Source organism: Variovorax sp. GW821-FHT09D04, from assembly GCF_059416405.1.
This window is the reverse complement of record NZ_JBWKPA010000011.1, coordinates 88760-111225: the sequence shown is the minus strand read 5'-3', so window position 1 is coordinate 111225 and position 22466 is coordinate 88760. Positions and strand designations below refer to the sequence as shown.

Below are 22466 nucleotides of genomic sequence, written 5' to 3'. Positions count from 1 at the left end.
GACATGGACGCGGAACTGCAGGCCGACCGTGCGGCGCTCGCCGACACGGTGCGCCGCTTCGCCCAGACCGAGATCGCACCGAACGTGCAGGCCTGGGACGAGGCCGGCGAATTCCCGCGCGCGCTGTACGCCCGCGCGGCCGAACTGGGCCTGCTGGGCCTGGGCTACCCGGAAGCACTCGGCGGCACGCCCGCCTCGTATGCGCTGAAGCTGCCGGCGTGGGTCGCGCTCGCGCGCCACGGCCAGAGCGGCGGCGTGCTCGCGAGTCTGTTCTCGCACAACATCGGCCTGCCGCCCGTGGTGCTGCACGCGAGTGACGCGGTGCGCCACGAGGTCGTGCCCGCCGTGCTGCGCGGCGAAAAGATTGCCGCGCTCGCGATCACCGAACCCGGCGGCGGCTCCGACGTGGCCGCGGTGCGCACGACGGCCAAGCGCGACGGCGACCACTACGTGCTCAACGGCGAGAAGACCTTCATCACCTCGGGCATGCGCGCCGACTGGATCACTGTGGCCGTGCGCACCGGCGAAGGCCGCGGCGCGGGCGGGCTCTCGATGCTGCTGGTGCCGGGCGACGCGCCCGGCCTTTCGCGCATCCGGCTCGCGAAGATGGGCTGGCTGTGCTCCGACACCGCCACGCTGCACTTCGACAACGTGCGCGTGCCCGCGCGCTACCTGCTCGGCGACGAGGGCGCGGGTTTTCGCATGGTCATGGGCAACTTCAACGGCGAGCGCGTCGGGCTGGCGGCCGGTGCGCTGGGCTTCGCGCAGGCCTGTCTCGACGAGGCGCGGGCCTGGTCGCGCGAGCGCAAGACCTTCGGCGCCGCGCTCATCGAACACCAGGCCGTGCGCCACAAGCTGGTCGACATGCAGATGCGCATCGCCTCGACCGAGGCCTGGCTCGAGGCCGTGTCTGCCGAGGGCGACGCGCACGAGGCGGCGGGCCGCATCAACGCGCCCGAGTGGGTGGCGCAAGTCTGCCTGCTCAAGAACCACGCCACGCAGACCATGCAGTTCTGCGCCGACCAGGCGGTGCAGATCCTCGGCGGCATGGGCTTCATGCGTGGCACGGTGAGCGAGCGCGTCTACCGCGAGGTCAAGGTGATGATGATCGGCGGCGGGGCCGAGGAGATCATGAAGGAGCTGGCGGCGCGCCAACTCGGGTGGGTGTAGCGGCGGCGCCGACCTTTCTTCCGGCCCGGCCGGAACGCCGCTGCGCAGCGGGTGTCCAACCGTTCAGCACCTTTGCTGAGTCGCGGGAGATCACCATGCTCTCTTTCACTTATGGCATCGGCGCCGTCGTTCTGGTCCTGCTGGCGGCGCTGCTCTTTTCGGCGATATGGATCTTCCGGGAGTACGAGCGCGGCATCGTGTTCACCCTGGGGCGCTTCTCGAAGGTAGCGGGGCCGGGACTGGTGTTCGTGATCCCGGCCATCCAGCAGGTGGTGCGCGTCGACCTGCGCACCGTGGTGCTCGAAGTGCCGACGCAGGATGTGATCTCGCGCGACAACGTGTCGGTGAAGGTCAGCGCGGTCGTCTACTTCCGCATCGTCGATGCGGCCAAGGCCATCATCGAGGTCAAGGACTTCTTCAACGCCACCAGCCAGCTGGCCCAGACCACGCTGCGCTCGGTGCTCGGCAAGCACCAGCTGGACGACATGCTGGCCGAGCGCGAAAAGCTCAACCTGGATGTGCGCGAATCGCTGGACGTGCAGACGGCGTCATGGGGCATCAAGGTGTCGAACGTCGAGATCAAGCAGATCGACCTCACCGAATCCATGATCCGTGCCATCGCACGGCAGGCCGAGGCGGAACGCGAACGCCGCGCCAAGGTGATCCATGCCGAAGGCGAGCTGCAGGCGTCCGAGAAGCTGTTCCAGGCCGCGCGCGTGCTGGCGCAGGAGCCGCAGGCCATCCAGTTGCGCTACCTGGAAACGCTCACGGTGATCGGCGCGGACAAGAACACGACCATCGTGTTTCCGCTGCCGGTGGACCTGATGGCGAGCTTGCTCGGCAAGCAGCACGCATAGCGCGCAACGCACGAAAGCGGAAAACCGTTCGAAGCACCCGCCGGCCTCCTTGCATGCCGGCTGACGCCTGACGCGCGTCAGTCCGCGTCTTCCCCACCGCCCGCCTGTGCGGCCAGCGCCGCCGCCGCGCGCAGCTTGTCCTTCTTGCTCGGTCGCGCGCCCTTGATGCCGCCATTGCCCGAGGTGTCGACCACCACCGGTGCCGCCTCGGTCGGCTCGAAGCCCGCGATGCGCTCGCGCGGCACGCGCTGGCCCTGGCGCTTCTCGATCAGGCGGAAGTGCGCCTCGGTGGTGGGGCTCACGAAGCTGATCGCCAGCCCGCTCGCGCCCGCGCGGCCGGTGCGGCCGATGCGGTGGATGTAGTCGGTGGGCGAGCGCGGCAGGTCGTAGTTGATGACCACGGGCAGTTGCGCGATGTCCAGGCCGCGCGCCGCCAGGTCGGTCGCGATCACCACGTCCCAGCGGCTCTGCTTGAACTGCGCCAGGATGTCGCGGCGCGTGCCCTGCGCGATGTCGCCATGGAAGGGCACGGCGTAGATGCCGTTGCGGTACAGCTTCTCGGCCACGGTCTGCGCGGCGTGCTGCGTGGCGACGAACACCAGCACGCGGTCCCAGGTGCCTTCGTTGTCCTTCAGCAGCTGGCGCAGCAGCTGGGTGCGGCGGGCGGCGTCGACCTCGATGGCGCGCTGCACGATGTCGGGCCGGTTGCCGGGCTCGCCCTGCACGTCGACCAGCGCCGGGTCATGCAGCATGTCGTCGGCCAGCGCCTGGATGGCGATCGGGAAGGTGGCCGAAAAGAGCAGGTTCTGGCGCCGCGCCGGCAACAGCGCCAGGATGCGCTGGAGCTCCTCGGCAAAGCCCAGGTCGAACAGGCGATCGGCCTCGTCGAGCACGAGCGTCGACACGGCGTCGAGCGCGAGTGCGTTGTGTTCGACCAGGTCGAGCAGCCGGCCGGGCGTGGCGACCACGATGTCGGCGCCGCCGCGCAGGCGCATCATCTGCGGGTTGATCGAGACGCCGCCGACCGCGACGACGATCTTCAGGCGCTCGGGCAGGTGCCGCGCGAAATCTTCCAGCGTCTCGCCGACCTGGGCCGCGAGTTCGCGCGTGGGCACGAGCACCAGCGCGCGCAGCCGGCGCGACGCCGACGAGGCAGGCTCGGCGGCCAGGCGCTGCAGCAGCGGCAGGGAAAATGCGGCCGTCTTGCCGGAGCCGGTCTGTGCCGAGCCCCGCAGGTCGCGGCCCTGCAAAATGGCAGGGATGGCCGCCGCCTGGATGGCGGTCGGCGCGGCAAAGCCGCTCGCGGCGGCCGCTTGCGCGAGCGCGGGGGTCAGGCCCAGGGTATCGAATGGCATGGAACGGGCACCGGGAAAAAGAGAGAGATCGAAAGAAAGACGGATCGAATGGGAACGATGAAGAACAGCCGCACCGGCAGCACGCTGGTGTACTCCACCGAGGCGGGCGGGCGCATGTGCCCCGACTGCGGCGCCCCGATGGCGCAATGCCGCTGCAAGGAACTCGCGAAGGCCCGCACGGCGGCCACGGACGGCATTGTCCGCGTATCGCACGAGACCAAGGGCCGAAAGGGCAAGGGCGTGACCGTGGTCAAGGGCCTGCCGCTCGACGCGGCGGCGCTGGCAGCCGTGGGCAAGCAGCTGAAAGCGGCCTGCGGCACGGGCGGCACGGTGAAGGACGGCACCGTGGAGATCCAGGGCGATCACCGCGAGGTGGTGATCGCCGCCCTCGTGAAGCAGGGCCACACGGTCAAGCGCGCGGGCGGCTGAAGATCGCATGAACCCCGAAGACCTGCAGCGCCTGGTGACGCTCGAAATGCCTTTTGGCAAGCACAAGGGCACGCTGATCGCCGATTTGCCCGGAAATTACCTGACCTGGTTCGCGCGCGAGGGTTTTCCCGCGGGAGAAATTGGCCGGCTGCTCGCTTTGATGCATGAAATAGACCACAACGGCCTGTCCGACCTCCTGAAACCGTTGCGAAACCGCCCGTCGGGTCGGAATGTTTCTCGATAACACAAGATTTCCCCCCTTTTTTCGGAAATCGGGCCGGATAATCCGGCTCACGTGTCTGCGAGCTTCGGCTCCCGTGCACGTAATTTGGTGATCGGTCAGTTTCGCGCCACAGCGCATTAGTTTGTTGTGATTCTGGGACTCCATCGCTTTGTGTTTTTTTGGTTTGAATTAGGAGTCCCTCCATGGGCAAGAAACTTTACGTGGGCAACCTCGCCTACTCCGTGCGTGACAACGACCTGGAACAGGCTTTCGGCGAGTTCGGCTCGATCGTCAGCGCCAAGGTCATGATGGAACGTGACACCGGCCGTTCGAAGGGCTTCGGCTTCGTCGAAATGGGCACGGACGCTGAAGCACTCGCAGCTGTCGAAGGCATGAACGGCGCATCGCTGCAGGGCCGCGCCCTGACGGTGAACGAAGCCCGTCCGATGGAAGCACGTCCCCCCCGCACCGGCGGTGGTGGCGGCTACGGCGGTGGTGGCGGCGGCGGCTACGGTGGTGGTGGCGGCGGCGGCGGTTACGGCGGCGGCGGTGGCGGCCGTAGCGGTGGCGGCGGTGGTTACGGCGGCGGCGGCGGTGGCCGCGGCGGCTACTAAGCCCTCCCCCACACACTCATGAGCGCCTCGGCGCTCTGAATGAATAAAAAGCTCCTTCGGGAGCTTTTTTCGTTTCCGGCCCACCCCACAACCCGGCCCCGGTCCCTGCCCCTTCGAGGAACGCCGTGGAACCGGCTCTGCCGGGCCGCTGGTGTTGCCCCCGGAGGGGGTTGGCGTAGCGACACGAAGTGCGCGAAGCCTGGGGGAGAGCCCGTACTTTCCCTGTAAGCATTTGTCCGTACCGCGCTGGTCAGCCGACGGTCAGCCGCTGGCGACGACCCTCGTCCCTTCGAAAACAGAGGGTCGAGACAATGAAAATCAAGAGACAGGCGGACTTCTTCTCAGGAGTCATGTTCGCCGCCGTCGGTGGCGCGTTCGCCATCGGCGCCACCACCTACACCATCGGCGACGGCGCCCGCATGGGGCCGGGGTACTTCCCGCTGATGCTGGGCATCCTGCTGGCGCTGCTGGGCGCGCTGATCATGTTCCAGGCCATGGTGGTCGAGAGCGCCGACGGCGACAAGATCGGCAAATGGGCCTGGAAGCCGCTGGCCTTCGTGCTCGGCGCCAACCTGGCCTTCGGCGTGCTGCTGGGTGGCCTGCCCAGCGTCGGGCTGCCGGCGATGGGCATGATCATCGCGATCTACGCGCTGACGATCATCTCGAGCATGGCCGGCGAGCACTTCAAGCTGCGCGACGTGCTGGTGCTCTCCACCATCCTGGCGGCCGGCAGCTATGTGGCCTTCATCTGGGCGCTCAAGCTCCAGATCCAGGTCTGGCCCACGTTCATTTCGGGTTGAGGAGCACACCGCCATGGAACTGTTCCACAACCTGGCGACCGGCTTCGGCGTCGCCTTCACCTTCACCAACCTGCTGTACTGCCTGGTCGGCTGCATCCTGGGCACGCTGATCGGCGTGCTGCCAGGCATCGGCCCGGTCGCGACCATCGCGATGCTGCTGCCCGCCACCTACGCGCTGCCGCCCGTGTCGGCGCTGATCATGCTGGCCGGCATCTACTACGGCGCCCAGTACGGCGGCTCGACCACGGCCATCCTGGTGAACCTGCCCGGGGAGTCGTCCTCGGTGGTCACCTGCATCGACGGCTACCAGATGGCAAGGCAGGGCCGCGCAGGCCCTGCGCTGGCTGCGGCCGGCCTGGGCTCGTTCTTCGCGGGCTGCGTCGGCACGTTGATTCTTGCGGCCTTCGCGCCGCCGCTGACCGAGCTGGCCTTCAAGTTCGGCCCGGCCGAGTACTTCTCGCTGATGGTGCTGGGCCTGATCGGCGCGGTGGTGCTGGCCTCGGGTTCGCTGCTCAAGGCGGTGGCGATGATCGTGCTGGGCCTGCTGCTGGGCATCGTGGGCACCGACGTGAACTCGGGCGTGGCGCGCTTCAGCTTCGACATTCCCGAGCTCACCGACGGCATCGGCTTCGTGGTGATCGCCATGGGCGTGTTCGGCTACGGCGAAATCATCGGCAACCTCTCGCAGCCCGACGACGAGCGCGAGGTGTTCACGCACAAGGTCAAGGGCCTGTGGCCCACCAAGGACGACTTCAAGCGCATGACGCCGGCCGTGCTGCGCGGCACGGCGCTGGGTTCGGCGCTGGGCATCCTGCCGGGCGGCGGTGCGCTGCTGGCGGCCTTCGCGGCCTATGCGTTGGAGAAGAAGATCAAGATGCGCCCCGGCGAAGTCGCCTTCGGCAAGGGCAACATACGGGGCGTGGCCTCGCCCGAGTCGGCCAACAACGCCGGCGCGCAGACCTCCTTCATTCCGCTCTTGACGCTGGGCATTCCGCCCAACGCCGTGATGGCGCTGATGGTGGGCGCGATGACCATCCACAACATCCAGCCGGGCCCGCAGGTGATGACCAGCAACCCCGAGCTGTTCTGGGGCCTCATCGCCTCGATGTGGATCGGCAACGCGATGCTGATCGTGCTGAACCTGCCGCTCATCGGCATGTGGATCAAGCTGCTGACGGTGCCCTACAAGTTCCTGTTCCCCGCCATCGTGCTGTTCTGCGCGATCGGTGTGTACTCGACCAACAACAACACCTTCGACGTGTGGATGGTGGCGATCTTCGGCTTCATCGGCTACCTGTTCCTGAAGCTGCGCACCGAGCCGGCCCCGCTGCTGCTGGGCTTCATCCTGGGGCCGATGATGGAAGAGAACCTGCGGCGCGCGCTGCTGCTGTCGCGCGGCGCGTGGAGCGTGTTCGTCACGCGGCCGCTGTCGGCGGGCCTGCTGATCGCTGCAGCCTTGCTGCTGGCCATCGTGCTGTTGCCCGCGATCAAGGCGAAGCGCGAAGAAGCCTTCGTTGAGGATTGAGCTGGAGGCTCCTTCCAGGAACACCGCGGAACCGGCTTTGCCGGGCCGCTGGTGTTGCCCCCGGTAGGGGGTTGGCGAAGCGACACGAAGTGCGCGAAGACTGGGGGCGAGCCTGTTGCTCCAGGGGCTTTTTTATTTCAGGAACGCGTCGTAGGCCGTTTTCAGGATCAGCGCACTCACCACCACGATGAACACGATCCGCACGAAGCCCGCCCCATGCTTCAGCGCCACGCGCGTGCCGACCAGGCTGCCGGCCACGTTGGCCACGGCCATCACCAGCCCGTAGTGCCACCAGACGTGGCCCTTGGCGGCCAGCAGGATCAGCGCGGCGGCGTTGGTCAGGGTGTTGATGACCTTGGCCGAGGCCGAGGCGTTGAGGAAGTCGTAGCCCATCCAGCGCACGAACAAAAACACCAGGAAGCTGCCCGTGCCCGGCCCGAAGAAGCCGTCGTAGAAACCGATGGTCAGGCCGATGGTGCTGGCCGCCAGCGTCTCGGCGCGGCCGCTGAAGCGCGGCGCGTGCAGCCGGCCCATGTCCTTGCGCGCCAGCGTGTAGACCAGCACGCCCAGCAGGATGACCGGCAGCGCCCGGCGCAGGAAGTCGCCCGGGAAGACCGTGACGGTCCAGGCGCCGAGCATCGAGCCGCCGAAACCCAGCAGCGCGGCCGGCCACATGGCGCCCCAGCGCATCTGCACCCGCTGGCTGAACTGGGCCGCCGAGGCCGCCGTGCCCCAGATGGACGCGCTCTTGTTGGTGCCCAGCAGCGTGGCGGGCGGCGCGCCCGGAAACACCGCAAAGAGGGCCGGCACCAGGATCAACCCGCCGCCGCCCACGATCGCATCGATAAAACCCGCGAGCAGTGAGGCGCCCGTGACCACCAGCATTTCCATGCGGACGATTGTCTCACCGGAATCGCTATCGAAACGATAGCTGTGGTGGCCGGTACGGGCTGGCCAAGAGGCTTATTTGGCTTGGAAGAAAGCACCCGCGTCCGTGCTGTGAACGGGCAAAAAAAAGCGCCGACCAGCGGCGCTTTTCAAATATCAGACAGGCATCTCGTACGGAGCCTTTGAAGAATGTTCTTGTTGATCGATCGGAAGCTTGTCTCCTCGGACCCTCGGCAGTACGAGCAGGGCCCGTCGCGAGTGCGCAGATTGTGCAAGCGCGCACCCGCCCGGTGCATTAGGAATTACCCGCTTCGTGTTACTTCGACCCTCCGGTTGGGAAACCAAAGTGTTTCAGTCAGTTAACAAGATGGCATGACTCGTGCACACAGGCCTCTTGTCCACCACTCCAAGAAGAAACGGTCATGGCCCTGCTGGCACCCCAAGCCTCCCTGAACGCGGCCGACACCGCCTGGATGATGACCTCGACCGCGCTGGTGCTGCTGATGACGCTGCCCGGCATCGCGCTCTTCTATGCCGGCATGGTGCGGCGCAAGAACGTGCTGGCCACCATGGCCGGGGTGGTGGCGATCGCCGCCGTGGTCTCTCTGACCTGGTTCGCGCTCGGCTACTCGCTGGCCTTCACGCCCGGCTGGCCCTGGCTGGGCAAGCTCTCGCGCATCGGTTTTTCGGGCTTCGAGTACCTGAAGGAGGCCGGCCAGGTGGCCGTGAGCCACGTGGCGCCGAACGTGCCGGAATCGGTCTACGCGATGTTCCAGCTGAGCTTCGCGATCATCACCACCGCGCTGGTGCTCGGCGCCTTTGTCGAGCGCATGCGCTTCTCGGCGCTGCTGTGGTTCGCGCTGCTGTGGAGCGTGCTCGTGTACGCGCCGGTCGCGCACTGGGTGTGGGAGCCGGGCGGCTGGCTCGCGCAGATGGGCGCGCTCGACTTCGCGGGCGGCTCGGTGGTGCATGTCAACGCGGGCATCGCGGGGCTGGTGTGCGCCTATGCGCTCGGGCCGCGCCGGGGCTACGGGCGCGAGGCCTTCGAGCCCTACAGCCTGGCGCTCACCATGACGGGCGCGGGCCTGCTGTGGGTGGGCTGGTTCGGCTTCAATGCCGGCTCGGCGGTGGCGGCCGACGGGCGCGCCGGCCTGGCCATGCTGGTGACGCACATCGCGGCGGCGGCTGGCGCCATGAGCTGGATGATCGGCGAATGGATCGTGCGCCGCAGCCCCTCGCTCTTGGGCCTGTGCTCCGGCCTCGTGGCTGGGCTGGTGGCGATCACGCCGGCGGCCGGCTTCGTCACGCCGCTGTCGGCGCTGGCCATCGGCGCCATCGCCGGGCTGGCCTGCTACTGGGGCGCCACGGGCCTGAAGCACCTGCTCGGTGCGGACGACTCGCTCGACGTGTTCGGCGTGCACGGCATCGGCGGCATCGTGGGCGCGCTGCTCACGGGCGTGTTCGCCGACCCGCGCATCTCGGGCGCGGCGGGCAATGTGCTGACGCAGGCGATCGCGGTCGCCAGCGTGGCGATCTACAGCGCGGCCGGCACGGCCATCGTGCTGTTCCTGGTGCATGTGCTGGTCGGATTGCGCGTCGACCCCGAGAGTGAACTGGCGGGCCTCGATCTTGCTCAGCATCGTGAACACCTGGGAGCCTGACCACCCGAGGGAGACGCCATGCCATCCATGTCCGAAAGCGAACGCATCGCGCTTGCAGCACGCCTTCACGTGGCACTGCGGCGAAAGCACGGGCGCGTGACCGACACCGAATGGATGGCCACCAATGCCGAGTACGCCGCCGAGATCGTGCGCATGACGCGCCAGCACGCCGCCGAGACGAAGGACGACGAACTCGACCAGCTCGCCACGCGGCTCGAGCAGGCCATGGAACCGCTGGCCCGCGCCGCACGGCTGGCAGCGCGCCAGCCCGACGGCCTGCCGCCCACGCCGCCGCCGCGCTACGTCGGCGGCCTGCGCTGACGACGCTTCAGTTCGCGGCCAGCGCCGCCTTGCGGATCGACGCCAGCGTGCTCGCGGGCGTGATCGCCTCCGGGTCCAGCAGGCAATGCAGGATCGCCGGCTTGCCGCTGGCACGCGCACGCGCGAGTGCGGGGCCGAATTCTTCCGTCGTGGTCACGCGTTCGCCGTGGCCGCCGAACACCTCGGCGTAGCCGCGGAAGTCGGGGTTCTTCAGCTGCGTGGCGCTGATGCGGCCGGGGTAGTGCTTTTCCTGGTGCATGCGGATCGTGCCGTACATGCCGTTGTCCAGCAGCACCACGAGGATCGGCAGGCCGTACTGCACGGCGGTGGCGAACTCCTGGCCGTGCATCATGAAATCGCCGTCGCCCGCGAACACGACCACCTCGCGTTCGGGCCACAGGCGCTTGGCGCCGACGCCGGCGGGCAGGCCGTAGCCCATCGAGCCGCTGGTCGGCGCGAGCTGGCTCGCGAACGCGCGGAACGGCCAGAAGCGGTGCACCCAGGTCGCGAAGTTGCCCGCGCCGTTGCAGAAGATGGTGTCGGCCGGCAGCACCTCGCGCAGGTGCTGCATGACCTCGCCCATCTGCAGCGGGCCGGGAATGCGAATCGCGGCCGGATCGCTCCAGCGCAGGAAGTCTTCGCGTGCGGTCTTCGTCTCGGCCTGCCACACGGGCGGCGACGCCGGACGCAACGCAGACACCGCTTCGGCAAACGCCTGCGGCGTGGCGTGGATGCCCTGCGTCGGGCGGTAGAGCTTGCCGAGCTCGTCGGCATCGGCGTGCACATGGACCAGTGCCTGCTTCGGCTGCGGGATCGCGAACAGTTCATAGCCCTGCGACGGCACTTCCGACAGACGCCCGCCGACCAGCAGCACGAGGTCCGCATCGCGGATGCGCGCCAGCATGCGCGGGTTCGCGCCGAGCCCCAGGTCACCCGCGTAGCAAGGGTGCTCGGCGGACATCAGCATCTGACGGCGGAACGAGCAGTACACGGGCAGCGAATACGCCTCGGCGAACTGCGCGAACTGCTGCGTCGCGGCTTCCGACCAGCGGCTGCCGCCCAGGATGACGACCGGCCGCTGCGCCTGCGACAGGCGCTGCTGCAGCTCGGTGATCTGCGCCGCGCCCGGATGCGTTTCGGTGACGGCATACGGCAGCGCATCGGCCACCACAGCGGCTTCGGTCAGCATGTCTTCGGGCAGCGCGATCACCACCGGACCGGGCCGGCCCGAGGTCGCGACGTGGAAGGCGCGCGACACCAGCTCGGGCACGCGCGCCGGGTCGTCGATCTGCACGACCCACTTGGCCATCGTGCCGAAGACCGCGCCGTAGTCCAGCTCCTGGAAGGCTTCGCGACCCATCGCGTCGCGCGCGACCTGGCCGACGAACAGCAGCAGCGGCGTCGAATCCTGGTGCGCGATGTGCACGCCCGCCGCCGCGTTGGTGGCGCCGGGGCCGCGCGTGACGAAGCAGATGCCGGGCTGGCCCGTGAGCTTGCCCTGCGCCTCGGCCATCATCGTCGCGCCGCCTTCCTGCCGGCACACCGTCACGTCGATCGATGCGTCGTGCAGCGCGTCGAGCACGGCCAGAAAGCTTTCGCCGGGCACGCAGAAAAGCTGCTTGACGCCGTGGGTGATGAGCTGGTCGACCAGGATCTGGCCGCCGGTGCGGGAGGAAGTCATGAGGGTTCCAGTGAAATGAAGAGGAGAGGTCAGGAGAGCGCGGCGCAGGCGGCGGCGATGCGCGCACAGGCCTCTTCGAGCTGCGCCATCGACGTCGCATACGAGATGCGGAAATGCGGCGCGAGCCCGAACACGCTGCCTGGCACCACCGCCACCTCGACCTCCTGCAGCAGGTAGCGGCAGAAGTCGCTGTCGGTCTGCAGCAGCGTGCCGCTGGCCGTGCGCTTGCCGAGCACGCCGGCGCAACTTGCGAAGGTGTAGAAGGCGCCCTCGGGCACGCGGCAATGCAGGCCTGGCGTGCGGTTGAGCGCGGCCACGACGACATCGCGGCGCTGTTGAAAGGATGCGCAGCGCTCGGCCACGATGCCCTGCGGGCCGGTGAGCGCCTCGATCGCCGCGGCCTGGCTCACGGACGACGGGCACGAGGTCGACTGGCTCTGCACCACGGCCATGGCAGCGATCAACGCGCGCGGCCCGGCGCCGTAGCCGACGCGCCAGCCGGTCATCGCGTAGGCCTTCGACACACCGTTCACCGTCAACGTGCGTTCGCGCAGCCGCGGCTCCACGGCCACCGGCGTTGCGAACGCGAGGCCGTCGTAAAGGATGTGTTCGTAGATGTCGTCCGCCAGCACCCAGACGTGGGGATGGTCGAGCAGCAGGTCGGTGATCGGCTTCAGTTGTGCCGCGCTGTAGGCCGCACCGCTCGGGTTCGACGGCGAGTTGAGAAACAGCCAGCGCGTGCGCGGCGTGATGGCCGCCTGCAGCTGCGCGGCGGTCAGCCGAAAGCCGTTCTCCTCCCCGCACGCCACCGACACCGGCACGCCGCCGCAGATCTGCACGATGTCCGCGTACGAGGTCCAGTACGGCGCGGGCAGGATCACTTCATCGCCCGGGTTCAGGCTCGCCATCAGCGCATTGAAGATCACCTGCTTGGCGCCCGCGCTCACGCTGATCTCGTCGAGCGCGAAGTCCAGCGCGTTGTCGCGCTTGAACTTCAGCTGCACCGCCGCCTTCATCGCCGGGCTGCCGTCGAGCACCGTGTAGCGCGTGTCGCCGCGCGCAATGGCCTGCGAGGCCGCATGCCGGATGTTCTCGGGCGTGTCGAAGTCGGGCTCGCCCGCGCCCAGCACGATCACCGGGCGGCCGGCGCGCTTGAGCGCCTGCGCGTGGTCGGTGATGCGCAGGATCTCCGAGACGTGGATGGCGCGCACGCGTTGCGCCGGCGAGAACACGGCGGCGTCGGTCACTTGGCGTAGGCCTCCAGCGGCTTGTCGTTGGGCTCGAGCAGCAGCTGCTTGAGCGCGGGGCTCATCGGCAGGTTGAGGCTGGTGTTCTTCGGCGGGATCGCGGCCACGAACCACTTGGTGTAGATCTTCTCGAGCTCGCCGCTCTTCATGAGCTTGCGCAGCGAGTCGTCCACCGCCGCCTTGAAGGCCGGGTCGTCCTTGCGGAACAGCAGCGCGATCGGCTCGGAGCCCAGCGCCTCGCCGGTGATGCGGTAGGCCGTGGGGTTCTTCGAGTTCGCGATGATGCCGGCGAGCAGGTTGTCGTCGAGCACGAAGGCATCGGCGCGGCCCGACTCCATGAGCAGGAAGCTTTCCAGGTGGTCCTTGCCGAGCATGGTGTTGTACGAGACGTTCTGCGCACGCTCGCGCTTGCGCAGCAGCTGCACGGCGGTGGTGCCGGTCGAGGCCGACACGTTGCGGCCCGCGAGCTGGTCGAGCGTGGTGATGCCCGAGTCGACCTTGGTCGCCATGCGCACTTCGCTCACGTACGTGGTGAGCGCGAAGGCCACCTGCTGCTGGCGCGCGGTGTTGTTGGTGGTGGGACCGCAGCCGATGTCCAGCGTGCCGTTCTGCACCAGCGGGATGGTGTTCTGCGCGGTCACGGCCATGTACTCGAGCTTGGCGTTGGGCGTGATGTCCTTCAGCACGCGCTCGCAGAGTTCGACGTGGTAGCCCACGTACTTCTCGCCCGCGCCCAGCATGTAGGCCATGGGCGGCGAGGCTTCGCGCACGCCGAGCACGACCTTGCCGCTCGCCTTGATCTTGTCGAGCGTGCCGCCCGTGGGCGCCTGCTGCGCGGTGGCGGTGGTGCCGAAGGCGAGCGCAAGCAGCGCGGCGGTGGCGAGGGTCTTCAGTTGCATCTTCATCTTTGCTGTCTCCTGGTGGTTTTTCTGGGGGATAGGTGCGGCCGCTGCCTGGCCGCTGCGGCGAAATGCCGCGCAGCAGGCACCACGGGCCGGGGTGGTTCAGTCGCCGATGTCGAAGGTCACGCCCTGCGCGAGAGGGAGTGCCGTCGAGTAGTTGATGGTGTTGGTCGCGCGGCGCATGTAGGCCTTCCAGCTGTCCGAACCCGCTTCGCGGCCGCCGCCGGTTTCCTTCTCGCCACCGAAGGCGCCGCCGATCTCGGCACCGCTCGGGCCGATGTTGACGTTGGCGATGCCGCAGTCCGAACCCGCGCTGGACATGAAGCGCTCGGCCTCGCGCACGTTGAGCGTGAAGATCGAGGACGACAGGCCCGCGCCCACCGCGTTGTGCCATTCGATGGCTTCGTCGAGCGTGCGGTAGCGCACCACGTAGAGGATGGGCGCGAAGGTCTCGCGCAGCACGGGGCCGGCGTGCGACTTCAGCTCCACCAGCGCGGGGCGCACATAGAACGCGTCCTGCGTGCCGATGCCCTCGACGCGCTGGCCGCCGTGCACCGTGGCGCCGGTCTCGCGGCTTTCGTTCAGGGCCTTCTGCATGCCGTCGAAGGCGGCGCGGTCGATCAGCGGACCGACCAGCGTGCCGGCCTCGCGCGGGTCGCCCACCTGCACGTTGCCGTAGACCTTCACCAGCTTGGGCACCAGCTGTTCGTACACGCTCTCGTGCACGAACAGGCGCCGCAGCGTGGTGCAGCGCTGGCCGGCCGTGCCCATGGCCGCGAAGGCGATGCCGCGCAGCGTGAGATCGAGGTCGGCCGAGGGCGTGACGATGGCTGCGTTGTTGCCGCCCAGTTCGAGGATGGCGCGGGCAAAGCGCGCCGCCAGCTTGGGCCCGACCTGCCGGCCCATCGCCGTGGAGCCGGTGGCCGAGAGGATCGGCACGCGGGGGTCGTCGACCAGCACCTCGCCGATGTCGCGCGGGCCCAGCAGCAAACCGAGCAGGCCTTCGGGCGCGTCGCCGAAGCGTTCGATGGCGCGTTGCGCGATGGCGTGCACGGCCAGCGCGGTGAGCGGCGCCTTCTCGGACGGCTTCCACACCACCGGGTCGCCGCACACCAGCGCGAGCGCCGCGTTCCACGACCACACGGCCACGGGAAAGTTGAAGGCCGAGATCACGCCGCACACGCCCAGCGGATGCCAGGTTTCCATCATCCGGTGCTCGGCGCGCTCGGTGGCCAGCGTGAGGCCGTAGAGCTGGCGCGAGAGGCCGACCGCGAAGTCGCAGATGTCGATCATTTCCTGCACCTCGCCCGCGCCTTCGGACGGAATCTTTCCGGCCTCCAGCGTGACGAGGCGGCCCAGGTCGCGCTTGGCGGCGCGCAGTTCTTCACCCAGCAGACGCACCAGCTCGCCACGGCGCGGCGCCGGCACCAGGCGCCAGGCCTTGAAGGCCTCGTGCGCGCGGCCGATGGCACCGGTGGCTTCCACCGCCGTGGTCTGCGGCACCTGCGCGATCACCTCGCCGCTGACCGGCGAGCGCACCGTGAGCTCGCCGCGGGTGTGGGCGGTGCGGGGCACGCCCAGGCGATGCAGCAGTTGTTCGACCTCGGCGGGGAGGGACACGGGGGTCTGGGCTTCTGGCATGGACGCTCCAGGGAGAAAGAAGGACAGAAGAAGAAATGCAGCGGCGGGAACGGGCCAATATGTGCGAAAGCCGCGCCCTTGCCTAGCGAAAAATTGGAAGGACTTGGTGCGTTTTTCGAATGAACTTCATGGTGACACCTTCGTTCGACGCACGATAAGCGCCTGCCCGCACAATGCGCGCGTGCCCCGAACCTCGCCCGATCCCTCGCCGCCCCCACCCTATTGGCTCTACCTGCTGGAATGCGAAGGCGGCGTGTACTACGCGGGCATCGCGCTCGACGTGGAGCAGCGCTTCTTCCAGCATGTCTTCGGGCTGGGCGCCAAGTTCACGCGCGCGCGTCCGCCCCAGCGCGTGCTGGCGGCGCGCCAGTACCCCGACAAGGGCGCCGCGCTGCGGGCGGAGATCGCGCTCAAGGCGCTGCCGCGCGCGCGCAAGCTGGCGTTCTTCGAGAGCTAGCCCTCCGCCGCAGGCGACCTGCACAGCATCACCGGCAGGCACAGCAGATAGCGCACGGCGCCGGCCAGCCCTGCGCCGTGGGCTGGAGGAGCAGGCGGCACCGCCCGATGCGGAAATCCGGCAGCAGGCGCTCGATGCCGCCGCGGCCTCGCGCCCGCTGCTGGCCGAGGCCTTCGCCAGCTACCGCAAGGCCGGCCCCGATGCGATGTTCGAGGTCGGCGTGGACCTCATGCTCGAAGGCGCGAAGGCGCGAAGGCGCGCCTGCAGGCTGACACCCAGCGCGGCGCCAAGCCGCGCCGCTGAGCCGCCTCAGCGGTTGCGGTTGTCTTCCAGGATCCAGCCCGCCGCCTTCTCCGCCATCATCAGCGTCGGGCTGTTGGTGTTGCCGCTCGTGATGGTGGGCATCGCGCCCGCATCGACCACGCGCAGGCCGCGCACGCCGCGCACGCGCAGGCGCGCGTCGAGCACCGCCATCGGGTCGCCGTCGGCGCCCATCTTGGTGGTGCCGACCGGGTGGAAGATGGTGGTGGCGATGTCGCCGGCCAGCCGCGCGAGGTCTTCGTCGGTCTGGTACTGCACGCCGGGCTTCCACTCCTGCGGCTTGTACTTCGCGAGCGCGGGCTGCTGCGCGATGCGGCGCGTCACGCGCAGCGAATCGGCCGCGACCTTGCGGTCTTCCTCGGTGCTCAGGTAGTTGGGCGCGATGGCGGGCGCGTCTTCGAAACGCGCGCTCTTGATGCGCACCGAGCCCCGGCTCGTCGGGTTCAGGTTGCACACGCTCGCGGTGAAAGCCGGAAAGCTGTGCAGCGGCTCGCCGAAGGCGTCGAGCGACAGCGGCTGCACGTGGTACTGGATGTTGGGCCACGCGCGGTCGGGCGAGCTGCGCGTGAACGCGCCGAGCTGCGACGGCGCCATGCTCATCGGGCCGCTGCGTTTCAGCAGGTATTCGAGGCCGATCTTCGCCTTGCCGACCAGCGACGAGGCCAGCACGTTGAGCGTGGGCGCGCCCTCGATCTTGTAGACCGCGCGGATCTGCAGGTGGTCCTGCAGGTTGGCGCCGACGCCGGGCGCGTCCAGCGCCACGTCGATGCCGTGCTGGCGCAGCAGCTCGGCCGGGCCGACGCCCGACAGCTGCAGGATCTGCGGCGAGCCGATGGCGCCCGCGCTCAGGATCACTTCGCACTCGGCGTGCGCCGTGGTCATCTCGGAGCCGTCCCACACCTGCGCCCCGGTGCAGCGTTTGGTGCCGTCGGGCAGCGCCTCGAACAGCAGGCGCGACACCTGCGCGCCGGTCCACAGCTCGAAGTTGGGGCGGCCGTAGCAGGTGGGCCGCAGGAAGGCCTTGGCGGTGTTCCAGCGCCAGCCGTTCTTCTGGTTGACCTGGAAGTAGCCCACGCCTTCGTTGCTGCCGCGGTTGAAGTCGGCGGTGTGCGGCACGCCGGCCTGCACGGCGGCATCGGCAAAGGCGTCGAGGATGTCCCAGCGCAGCCGCTGCTTCTCGACACGCCACTCGCCGCCCGCGCCGTGCATCTCGTCGGCGCCGAGGTAGAAGTCTTCGTGCTTGCGAAAGGCCGGCAGCACGTTCTCCCAGCGCCAGCCTTCGTCGCCCGTGAGTTCAGCCCAGTGCTCGTAGTCGCGCGACTGGCCGCGCATGTAGATCATGCCGTTGATGCTGGAGCAGCCGCCCAGCGTCTTGCCGCGCGGATAGCGCAGCGTGCGGCCGTTGAGGCCCGCGTCGGGCTCGGTGTTGTAGAGCCAGTCGGTGCGCGGGTTGCCGATGCAGTACAGGTAGCCCACCGGAATGTGGATCCAGTGGTAGTCGTCCTTGCGGCCGGCCTCGATGAGCAGCACACGCTTGGTCTTGTCGGCGCTCAGGCGGTTGGCGATGAGCGAGCCGGCGGTGCCGGCGCCGATGATGATGTAGTCGAAGGTGGTGTCGCTCATGGCGGCTGGCTTTTTGTCTCTCGTTGTTCTTCGGATGGAAGCAGCGCCGCGCGTGCAGCGCCCCCTTTTACCTTTACTTCGCCGTGGGCATCACGAACTCGGCGCCCTTGCCGATGCTCTCCGGCCAGCGCTGCATGATCGACTTCTGCTTCGTATAGAAGCGCACGCCCTCTTCGCCATACGCGTGCATGTCGCCGAACAGGCTCTTCTTCCAGCCACCGAAACCATGCCAGGCCATGGGCACCGGGATCGGCACGTTGATGCCGACCATGCCGACCTGGATGCGGCGGCCGAATTCGCGTGCCACGTTGCCGTCGCGCGTGAAGCAGCTCACGCCGTTGCCGAACTCGTGCGCATTGATGAGGTCCACCGCTTCCTTGAAGGTCGCGACGCGCAGGCAGCCCAGCACGGGGCCGAAGATCTCTTCCTTGTAGATGCGCATCTCGGGCGTGACGTGGTCGAACAGCGTGCCGCCCATCCAGAAGCCGTCGCCGCAGCCTTCGCCAGCCTTGTTGCCGTCGAAGCTGCGGCCGTCGACCAGCAGCTTCGCGCCTTCCTTCTCGCCCTGCTCGATGTAGCCGGTGATGCGCTCGTGCGCGGCGCGCGTGACGATCGGGCCCATCTCGGCCGCGAGGTTCTCGCCATTGAGCACCTTCAGCGTCTTCGTGCGCTCGATGAGCTTGGGCAGCAACCGGTCGGCCACGTCGCCCACCAGCACCGCGACGCTGATCGCCATGCAGCGCTCGCCGGCCGAGCCGTAGCCGGCGCCGATGAGGGCGTCCACGGCCTGGTCGATGTCGGCGTCGGGCATGACGACCATGTGGTTCTTCGCACCGCCCAGGGCCTGCACGCGCTTGCCGTGGCGCGCGCCGGTCTCGTAGATGTAGTTGGCGATGGGCGTGGAGCCCACGAAGCTGATCGCCTTGACGTCGGGGTGCTCCAGCAGCGCGTCGACCGCGGCCTTGTCGCCCTGCACCACGTTGAACACGCCGTCGGGCAGGCCGGCCTTCTTGAGCAGCTCGGCCATCAGCAGCGACGGGCTTGGGTCGGTCGGGCTGGGCTTGAGCACGAAGGTGTTGCCCGCGGCGATGGCCACCGGGAACATCCACATCGGCACCATCACCGGGAAGTTGAAGGGCGTGATGCCGGCCACAACGCCCAGCGGCTGGCGCAGCGTCCAGTTGTCGATGCCGGTGCTCACCTGGTCGGTGAAGTCGCCCTTGAGCAGCTGCGGGATGCCGCAGGCGAACTCGACGATGTCGATGCCGCGGCTCACCTCGCCCTGCGCGTCGGTGAAGACCTTGCCGTGCTCGGCGGTGATGAGGTGGGCGAGCTCGTCCTTGTGCTGGTTGAGCAACTCGAGGAACTTGAACATCACGCGCGCCCGGCGGATCGGCGGCGTGTCGGCCCAGGCCGGGAACGCGGCTTGGGCAGCGGCCACGGCGGCCCCCACCTGCGCGGCGTCGGCCAGGCCGACCTTGCCGGTGACGGCGCCGGTGGCGGGGTTGGTCACGTCCTGCGTGCGGCCGGAGGTGTTGGCGGCGGGGGCGCCGGCGATGTGGTGGTCGATATTTCGGGTGCTGATGGACATGTGCGGGTCTCCTGAAGGCAATTTGGCCCAATCCACGAAGAGAAAGCCAATGAATTCGCGTCGATGGCGCTATAAATCAGTCTTATATGACTACGTCATCGATGGACCTCCAGATTCTGCGCGCCTTCATCCTGGCGGCGCGCGAGGGCAACGTCTCGCGCGCCGCCGAAAAGCTGCACCTGACGCAGCCCGCGGTGAGCCTGCAGCTCAAGCGTTTTGCGGAAGAAACCGGGCTGGTGCTGTTCACCCGCACGCCGCACGGGCTGGCGCTCACGGCCGACGGCGCGGCCATGCTGCCGCAGGCCGAGCGCGTGCTGGCGGCCGTGGGCGACCTGCAGCAGGCCGCGCGCAACCTGCAGGTCACGGTGCGCGGGGCGCTGCGCATCGGCACCATCCTCGACCCCGAGTTCACGCGGCTGGGCGTGTTCCTGCGCGAGCTGGTCGAGGCCGCGCCGCAGATCGAGACCGAGCTGCGCCACGGCATGAGCGGCAGCGTGCTGGCGCAGGTGCTGCGCGGCGAGTTCGACGTGGGCTTTCACCTCGACCCCGGCGATGAACCCGACGACGCCGCCCCGGCGCCGCTGGCGGTGCGCACGCTCACCCGCTTCAGCTACCGCGTGGTCGCGCCGGCCGGCTGGGGCCCGCAGGTGCTGGGGCGCGACTGGAAGGCGCTGGCCGCCCTGCCCTGGCTCGCCACGCCGCCCGAGTCGGCGCACCACCGTTTGCTGGAACGCGTGTTCGGCCCGCTCGGCCTGGCGCCCCGGCGCGTGGCACTGGTCGACCAGGAGGCCTCGATGCTCGACCTGCTGAAGTCGGGCGTGGGCCTGAGCCTGGTGCGCGACTCGATCGCCATCCGCGAAAGCCAGGCCCACGGCCTCGTGCTGGCCGACCGCGTGCGGCTGGATTGCGCGCTGCGTTTCGTCTCGCTGGCCGCGCGGCGCGACGAGCCCGTGATCGCCAGCGCCTGGGATGCGCTGGCCCGGGCCTGGAGCTGAAGATTGGCTGAAAAAAACGGCGTCTGGCCCTACGCAAACGAAGGGCCAGACGCACACAAGCCCCGGATGCACGCGGTTACGATGCGCGCTCTCGCTTGGACCTTTGTTTACGTTTTGTCCCGCACCTTTGCCCATGTCGCCCACCCCGTCGCCCGCTGACGCCCCCGCCACCGACGACGCCTTCGCGCCGCCGCGCGCGCAGACGCAGGACGTGGACGGCCGCACCTGGGCCGTGGCCAGCGGTTGCTGGACCACGCTGGCGATGTCGACGCGCCCGGCCTGGGAAGCGCTGGCCAGGGACCTCGCGGCGCTGCCGCCCGCGGACGACCGGGCCTGGGACCTGCGCCCCATCGGCCAGCTCGACCACATCGGCGCCCAGCTGCTGTGGGAGCACTGGCGCCAGGCCTGGCCGGCCACGATCGAGCTGTCGCCGCAGCACCAGGCGGTGCTCGACCAGGTGGCGAAGTTCACGGTGGCCACGCCCGACGAGCCGCCCAAGTCGCTGAGCGACCGGCTGCACGCACTGGCCCACCACGGCCCGCGCGCGATGGTCGTGCTGCGCGACTTCGTCGGCCTCATCGGCCAGCTCGCGCTCGACCTGTGCACGCTGGCGCGCGCGCCGCACCGCGCGCCGTGGCGCGACTTCTCGGGCCACCTCTATCAGTTCGGCGCCACGGCGCTGCACATCACGGCGCTGGTCGGCCTGCTGATCGGCGTGGTGCTGGCGTACCTGATCTCCCAGCAGCTGCGCAACTACGGCGCCGAGGCCTTCGTGGTGAACATCCTCGGGCTGTCGCTGATCCGCGAGCTCGGGCCGGTGCTGGCCGCCGTGCTGATCGCGGGCCGCTCAGGCTCGGCGATCACGGCGCAGATCGGCGTGATGCGGGTCACCGAAGAACTCGACGCGATGCGCGTCATGGGCATCCCGCACGGCTTCCGTCTCGTGATGCCGCGCGTGCTGGCGCTGGCCATCGCGATGCCGCTGATCAGCCTGTGGACCTCGATGGCGGCGCTGGCCGGCGGCATGCTCGCGGCCGATGCGGCGCTGGGCATCTCGCCGTCGTATTTCCTGTCGGCATTGCCGCGCGCGGTGCCCATCTCCAACCTCTGGCTGGCCCTGGCCAAGTCGGCGGTGTTCGGCGTGCTGATCGCGCTGATCGGCTGCTACTTCGGCATGAAGGTCAAGCCCAACACCGAGAGCCTGGGGCGCGGCACCACGTCGTCGGTCGTGACCTCGATCACCGCGGTGATCCTGGTCGACGCGCTCTTCGCAGTGCTGTTCAAGGGCATAGGATTCCGCGGATGAGCGCCGCCGTGACGTCCCCGTCGAGCACCGTGGTCGACATCCGCAAGCTCTGGACCGTGTTCAAGAGCCCCGATGGCGAACAGGTGGTGCACCGCGACCTCGACCTGCACCTCGACCGCGGCGAGGTGCTGTCACTGGTCGGCGGCTCGGGCACCGGCAAGACGGTGCTGCTGCGGCAGATTCTCGGGCTGCAGAAACCCACGAAGGGCGCGGTCGAGGTGCTGGGCCGGGCGCCGGGCGAACTCAGCGCGGCCGGTGCGGCCAACGTGGGCATGCTGTTCCAGCACGGTGCGCTGTTCTCGGCCTTCAGCGTGCTGGAGAACATCGCCTTTCCGCTGCGCGAACTCAAGCTGCTGCCCGACGAGCTGATCCGCAACGCCGCGCTCGTGAAGCTGCAGATGGTGGGGCTGGAGCCGCAGCATGCGAACAAGAGCCCGTCGGACCTGTCGGGCGGCATGATCAAGCGCGTGGCGCTGGCGCGCGCGCTCATCATGGACCCGCCGCTGCTGCTGCTCGACGAGCCCACGGCCGGCCTCGACCCCGAAGCGTCGGACAGTTTCTGCGACCTGCTGCGCGGCCTGCACCGCGAGTTGGGCCTGACGGTCGTGATGGTCACGCACGACCTGGACACCCTGTTCGACCTGAGCACCCGCATCGCGGTGCTGGCCGACCAGAAGGTGATCGTGAGCGGCACGGCGCGCGAAGTCATCGCCTATCCGCATCCCTTCATCCACGAATACTTTCTCGGCGGGCGCGGCCAGCGCGCCCTGGAGGCGCTGCACGACAAGCCCGCCGCCGGCAAAGCACCACCCGCGCCGCAGCCCGAGGCCGCGCGCGCTGACGAAAGGTAGGTCCCCTC

At 68.8% G+C, this 22466-nt stretch carries 21 protein-coding genes; 13 read left to right on the top strand and 8 right to left on the bottom strand.

Annotation, left to right across the window (positions count from 1 at the left end):
- The first annotated feature begins 3 nt into the window (after positions 1–3).
- Positions 4–1170, top strand: a complete 1167-nt coding sequence (locus tag AC07O4_RS26750; protein WP_495306110.1) for an acyl-CoA dehydrogenase family protein — start codon at positions 4–6, stop codon at positions 1168–1170.
- Between the two features lie 95 nt (positions 1171–1265).
- The gene (locus tag AC07O4_RS26745; RefSeq protein ID WP_307636156.1) at positions 1266–2027 is read left to right on the top strand and encodes a slipin family protein; all 762 of its coding nucleotides are present in this window, start codon (positions 1266–1268) and stop codon (positions 2025–2027) included.
- A gap of 77 nt (positions 2028–2104) precedes the next feature.
- On the opposite strand, the gene AC07O4_RS26740 is transcribed toward AC07O4_RS26745, so the two are convergent.
- Positions 2105–3382 (bottom strand): DEAD/DEAH box helicase, encoded by a 1278-nt coding sequence (locus AC07O4_RS26740; RefSeq protein WP_495306109.1) that lies wholly within the window; start codon positions 3380–3382, stop codon positions 2105–2107.
- Between the two features lie 48 nt (positions 3383–3430).
- Here AC07O4_RS26740 and AC07O4_RS26735 point away from each other — a divergent pair, with 48 nt between their 5' ends.
- The 5 genes from AC07O4_RS26735 (at position 3431) to AC07O4_RS26715 (ending at position 6973) form a co-directional block, all read left to right on the top strand.
- The gene (locus AC07O4_RS26735; RefSeq protein ID WP_062472780.1) at positions 3431–3811 is read left to right on the top strand and encodes a translation initiation factor Sui1; all 381 of its coding nucleotides are present in this window, start codon (positions 3431–3433) and stop codon (positions 3809–3811) included.
- 7 nt (positions 3812–3818) lie between these two features.
- Positions 3819–4055 (top strand): DUF3820 family protein, encoded by a 237-nt coding sequence (locus tag AC07O4_RS26730; protein WP_056584018.1) that lies wholly within the window; start codon positions 3819–3821, stop codon positions 4053–4055.
- A gap of 182 nt (positions 4056–4237) precedes the next feature.
- A complete protein-coding gene (rbp, locus tag AC07O4_RS26725; protein WP_062472778.1) occupies positions 4238–4648 on the top strand; it encodes an RNA-binding regulator in 411 nt (136 codons plus the stop codon).
- Positions 4649–4959: 311 nt separating this feature from the next.
- Entirely contained in the window at positions 4960–5448 is a 489-nt protein-coding gene (locus tag AC07O4_RS26720; protein WP_070063464.1) for a tripartite tricarboxylate transporter TctB family protein, read from the top strand.
- A gap of 13 nt (positions 5449–5461) precedes the next feature.
- The gene (locus AC07O4_RS26715) at positions 5462–6973 is read left to right on the top strand and encodes a tripartite tricarboxylate transporter permease (RefSeq protein WP_495306108.1); all 1512 of its coding nucleotides are present in this window, start codon (positions 5462–5464) and stop codon (positions 6971–6973) included.
- Positions 6974–7105: 132 nt separating this feature from the next.
- On the opposite strand, the gene AC07O4_RS26710 is transcribed toward AC07O4_RS26715, so the two are convergent.
- Positions 7106–7864, bottom strand: coding sequence for a sulfite exporter TauE/SafE family protein (locus AC07O4_RS26710; RefSeq protein ID WP_070063465.1), 759 nt, complete (start codon positions 7862–7864; stop codon positions 7106–7108).
- A 419-nt stretch (positions 7865–8283) separates the two neighbouring features.
- Between AC07O4_RS26710 and AC07O4_RS26705 the strand changes: the two genes are divergently transcribed.
- Together AC07O4_RS26705 and AC07O4_RS26700 are read left to right on the top strand one after the other, a co-directional pair.
- Positions 8284–9522: an ammonium transporter gene (locus AC07O4_RS26705; RefSeq protein ID WP_495306107.1), complete on the top strand. Its 1239-nt coding sequence runs from the start codon at positions 8284–8286 to the stop codon at positions 9520–9522.
- Positions 9523–9540: 18 nt separating this feature from the next.
- The gene (locus AC07O4_RS26700; protein ID WP_082818034.1) at positions 9541–9843 is read left to right on the top strand and encodes a hypothetical protein; all 303 of its coding nucleotides are present in this window, start codon (positions 9541–9543) and stop codon (positions 9841–9843) included.
- 7 nt (positions 9844–9850) lie between these two features.
- Here the strand turns inward: AC07O4_RS26700 and AC07O4_RS26695 are convergent, their stop codons facing one another.
- The 4 genes from AC07O4_RS26695 to amaB form a co-directional block, all read right to left on the bottom strand.
- Positions 9851–11524 (bottom strand): thiamine pyrophosphate-binding protein, encoded by a 1674-nt coding sequence (locus AC07O4_RS26695; RefSeq protein ID WP_495306106.1) that lies wholly within the window; start codon positions 11522–11524, stop codon positions 9851–9853.
- Between the two features lie 29 nt (positions 11525–11553).
- Positions 11554–12771 (bottom strand): pyridoxal phosphate-dependent aminotransferase, encoded by a 1218-nt coding sequence (locus tag AC07O4_RS26690; RefSeq protein ID WP_495306105.1) that lies wholly within the window; start codon positions 12769–12771, stop codon positions 11554–11556.
- Positions 12768–13676, bottom strand: a complete 909-nt coding sequence (locus AC07O4_RS26685; protein ID WP_095743237.1) for an amino acid ABC transporter substrate-binding protein — start codon at positions 13674–13676, stop codon at positions 12768–12770. The genes AC07O4_RS26690 and AC07O4_RS26685 overlap by 4 nt, the downstream gene beginning before the upstream one ends.
- Before the next feature lie 99 nt (positions 13677–13775).
- Positions 13776–15314 (bottom strand): L-piperidine-6-carboxylate dehydrogenase, encoded by a 1539-nt coding sequence (gene amaB, locus AC07O4_RS26680; RefSeq protein WP_495306104.1) that lies wholly within the window; start codon positions 15312–15314, stop codon positions 13776–13778.
- A 181-nt stretch (positions 15315–15495) separates the two neighbouring features.
- Here amaB and AC07O4_RS26675 point away from each other — a divergent pair, with 181 nt between their 5' ends.
- A complete protein-coding gene (locus AC07O4_RS26675; RefSeq protein WP_495306103.1) occupies positions 15496–15771 on the top strand; it encodes a GIY-YIG nuclease family protein in 276 nt (91 codons plus the stop codon).
- A 309-nt stretch (positions 15772–16080) separates the two neighbouring features.
- Here the strand turns inward: AC07O4_RS26675 and AC07O4_RS26670 are convergent, their stop codons facing one another.
- A complete protein-coding gene (locus AC07O4_RS26670) occupies positions 16081–17715 on the bottom strand; it encodes a GMC family oxidoreductase (protein WP_495306102.1) in 1635 nt (544 codons plus the stop codon).
- Positions 17716–17788: 73 nt separating this feature from the next.
- A complete protein-coding gene (locus tag AC07O4_RS26665; protein ID WP_495306101.1) occupies positions 17789–19306 on the bottom strand; it encodes a CoA-acylating methylmalonate-semialdehyde dehydrogenase in 1518 nt (505 codons plus the stop codon).
- An 86-nt stretch (positions 19307–19392) separates the two neighbouring features.
- Here AC07O4_RS26665 and AC07O4_RS26660 point away from each other — a divergent pair, with 86 nt between their 5' ends.
- The 3 genes from AC07O4_RS26660 (at position 19393) to AC07O4_RS26650 (ending at position 22458) form a co-directional block, all read left to right on the top strand.
- Positions 19393–20301, top strand: coding sequence for a LysR family transcriptional regulator (locus tag AC07O4_RS26660; RefSeq protein WP_495306100.1), 909 nt, complete (start codon positions 19393–19395; stop codon positions 20299–20301).
- 133 nt (positions 20302–20434) lie between these two features.
- The gene (locus AC07O4_RS26655; RefSeq protein ID WP_139703979.1) at positions 20435–21607 is read left to right on the top strand and encodes an MlaE family ABC transporter permease; all 1173 of its coding nucleotides are present in this window, start codon (positions 20435–20437) and stop codon (positions 21605–21607) included.
- Entirely contained in the window at positions 21604–22458 is an 855-nt protein-coding gene (locus tag AC07O4_RS26650; protein WP_495306099.1) for an ABC transporter ATP-binding protein, read from the top strand. The genes AC07O4_RS26655 and AC07O4_RS26650 overlap by 4 nt, the downstream gene beginning before the upstream one ends.
- Positions 22459–22466 lie beyond the last annotated feature (8 nt).

What these genes read in the sequence shown, in the direction of transcription:
- AC07O4_RS26750 (WP_495306110.1), top strand. Translation starts at nt 4, where the DNA reads ATGGACGCGGAACTGCAGGCCGACCGTGCGGCGCTCGCCGACACGGTG.
- AC07O4_RS26745 (WP_307636156.1), top strand. Translation starts at nt 1,266, where the DNA reads ATGCTCTCTTTCACTTATGGCATCGGCGCCGTCGTTCTGGTCCTGCTG.
- AC07O4_RS26740 (WP_495306109.1), bottom strand. Translation starts at nt 3,382, where the DNA reads ATGCCATTCGATACCCTGGGCCTGACCCCCGCGCTCGCGCAAGCGGCC.
- AC07O4_RS26735 (WP_062472780.1), top strand. Translation starts at nt 3,431, where the DNA reads ATGGGAACGATGAAGAACAGCCGCACCGGCAGCACGCTGGTGTACTCC.
- AC07O4_RS26730 (WP_056584018.1), top strand. Translation starts at nt 3,819, where the DNA reads ATGAACCCCGAAGACCTGCAGCGCCTGGTGACGCTCGAAATGCCTTTT.
- rbp (WP_062472778.1), top strand. Translation starts at nt 4,238, where the DNA reads ATGGGCAAGAAACTTTACGTGGGCAACCTCGCCTACTCCGTGCGTGAC.
- AC07O4_RS26720 (WP_070063464.1), top strand. Translation starts at nt 4,960, where the DNA reads ATGAAAATCAAGAGACAGGCGGACTTCTTCTCAGGAGTCATGTTCGCC.
- AC07O4_RS26715 (WP_495306108.1), top strand. Translation starts at nt 5,462, where the DNA reads ATGGAACTGTTCCACAACCTGGCGACCGGCTTCGGCGTCGCCTTCACC.
- AC07O4_RS26710 (WP_070063465.1), bottom strand. Translation starts at nt 7,864, where the DNA reads ATGGAAATGCTGGTGGTCACGGGCGCCTCACTGCTCGCGGGTTTTATC.
- AC07O4_RS26705 (WP_495306107.1), top strand. Translation starts at nt 8,284, where the DNA reads ATGGCCCTGCTGGCACCCCAAGCCTCCCTGAACGCGGCCGACACCGCC.
- AC07O4_RS26700 (WP_082818034.1), top strand. Translation starts at nt 9,541, where the DNA reads ATGCCATCCATGTCCGAAAGCGAACGCATCGCGCTTGCAGCACGCCTT.
- AC07O4_RS26695 (WP_495306106.1), bottom strand. Translation starts at nt 11,524, where the DNA reads ATGACTTCCTCCCGCACCGGCGGCCAGATCCTGGTCGACCAGCTCATC.
- AC07O4_RS26685 (WP_095743237.1), bottom strand. Translation starts at nt 13,676, where the DNA reads ATGAAGATGCAACTGAAGACCCTCGCCACCGCCGCGCTGCTTGCGCTC.
- amaB (WP_495306104.1), bottom strand. Translation starts at nt 15,314, where the DNA reads ATGCCAGAAGCCCAGACCCCCGTGTCCCTCCCCGCCGAGGTCGAACAA.
- AC07O4_RS26670 (WP_495306102.1), bottom strand. Translation starts at nt 17,715, where the DNA reads ATGAGCGACACCACCTTCGACTACATCATCATCGGCGCCGGCACCGCC.
- AC07O4_RS26665 (WP_495306101.1), bottom strand. Translation starts at nt 19,306, where the DNA reads ATGTCCATCAGCACCCGAAATATCGACCACCACATCGCCGGCGCCCCC.
- AC07O4_RS26660 (WP_495306100.1), top strand. Translation starts at nt 19,393, where the DNA reads ATGACTACGTCATCGATGGACCTCCAGATTCTGCGCGCCTTCATCCTG.
- AC07O4_RS26655 (WP_139703979.1), top strand. Translation starts at nt 20,435, where the DNA reads ATGTCGCCCACCCCGTCGCCCGCTGACGCCCCCGCCACCGACGACGCC.
- AC07O4_RS26650 (WP_495306099.1), top strand. Translation starts at nt 21,604, where the DNA reads ATGAGCGCCGCCGTGACGTCCCCGTCGAGCACCGTGGTCGACATCCGC.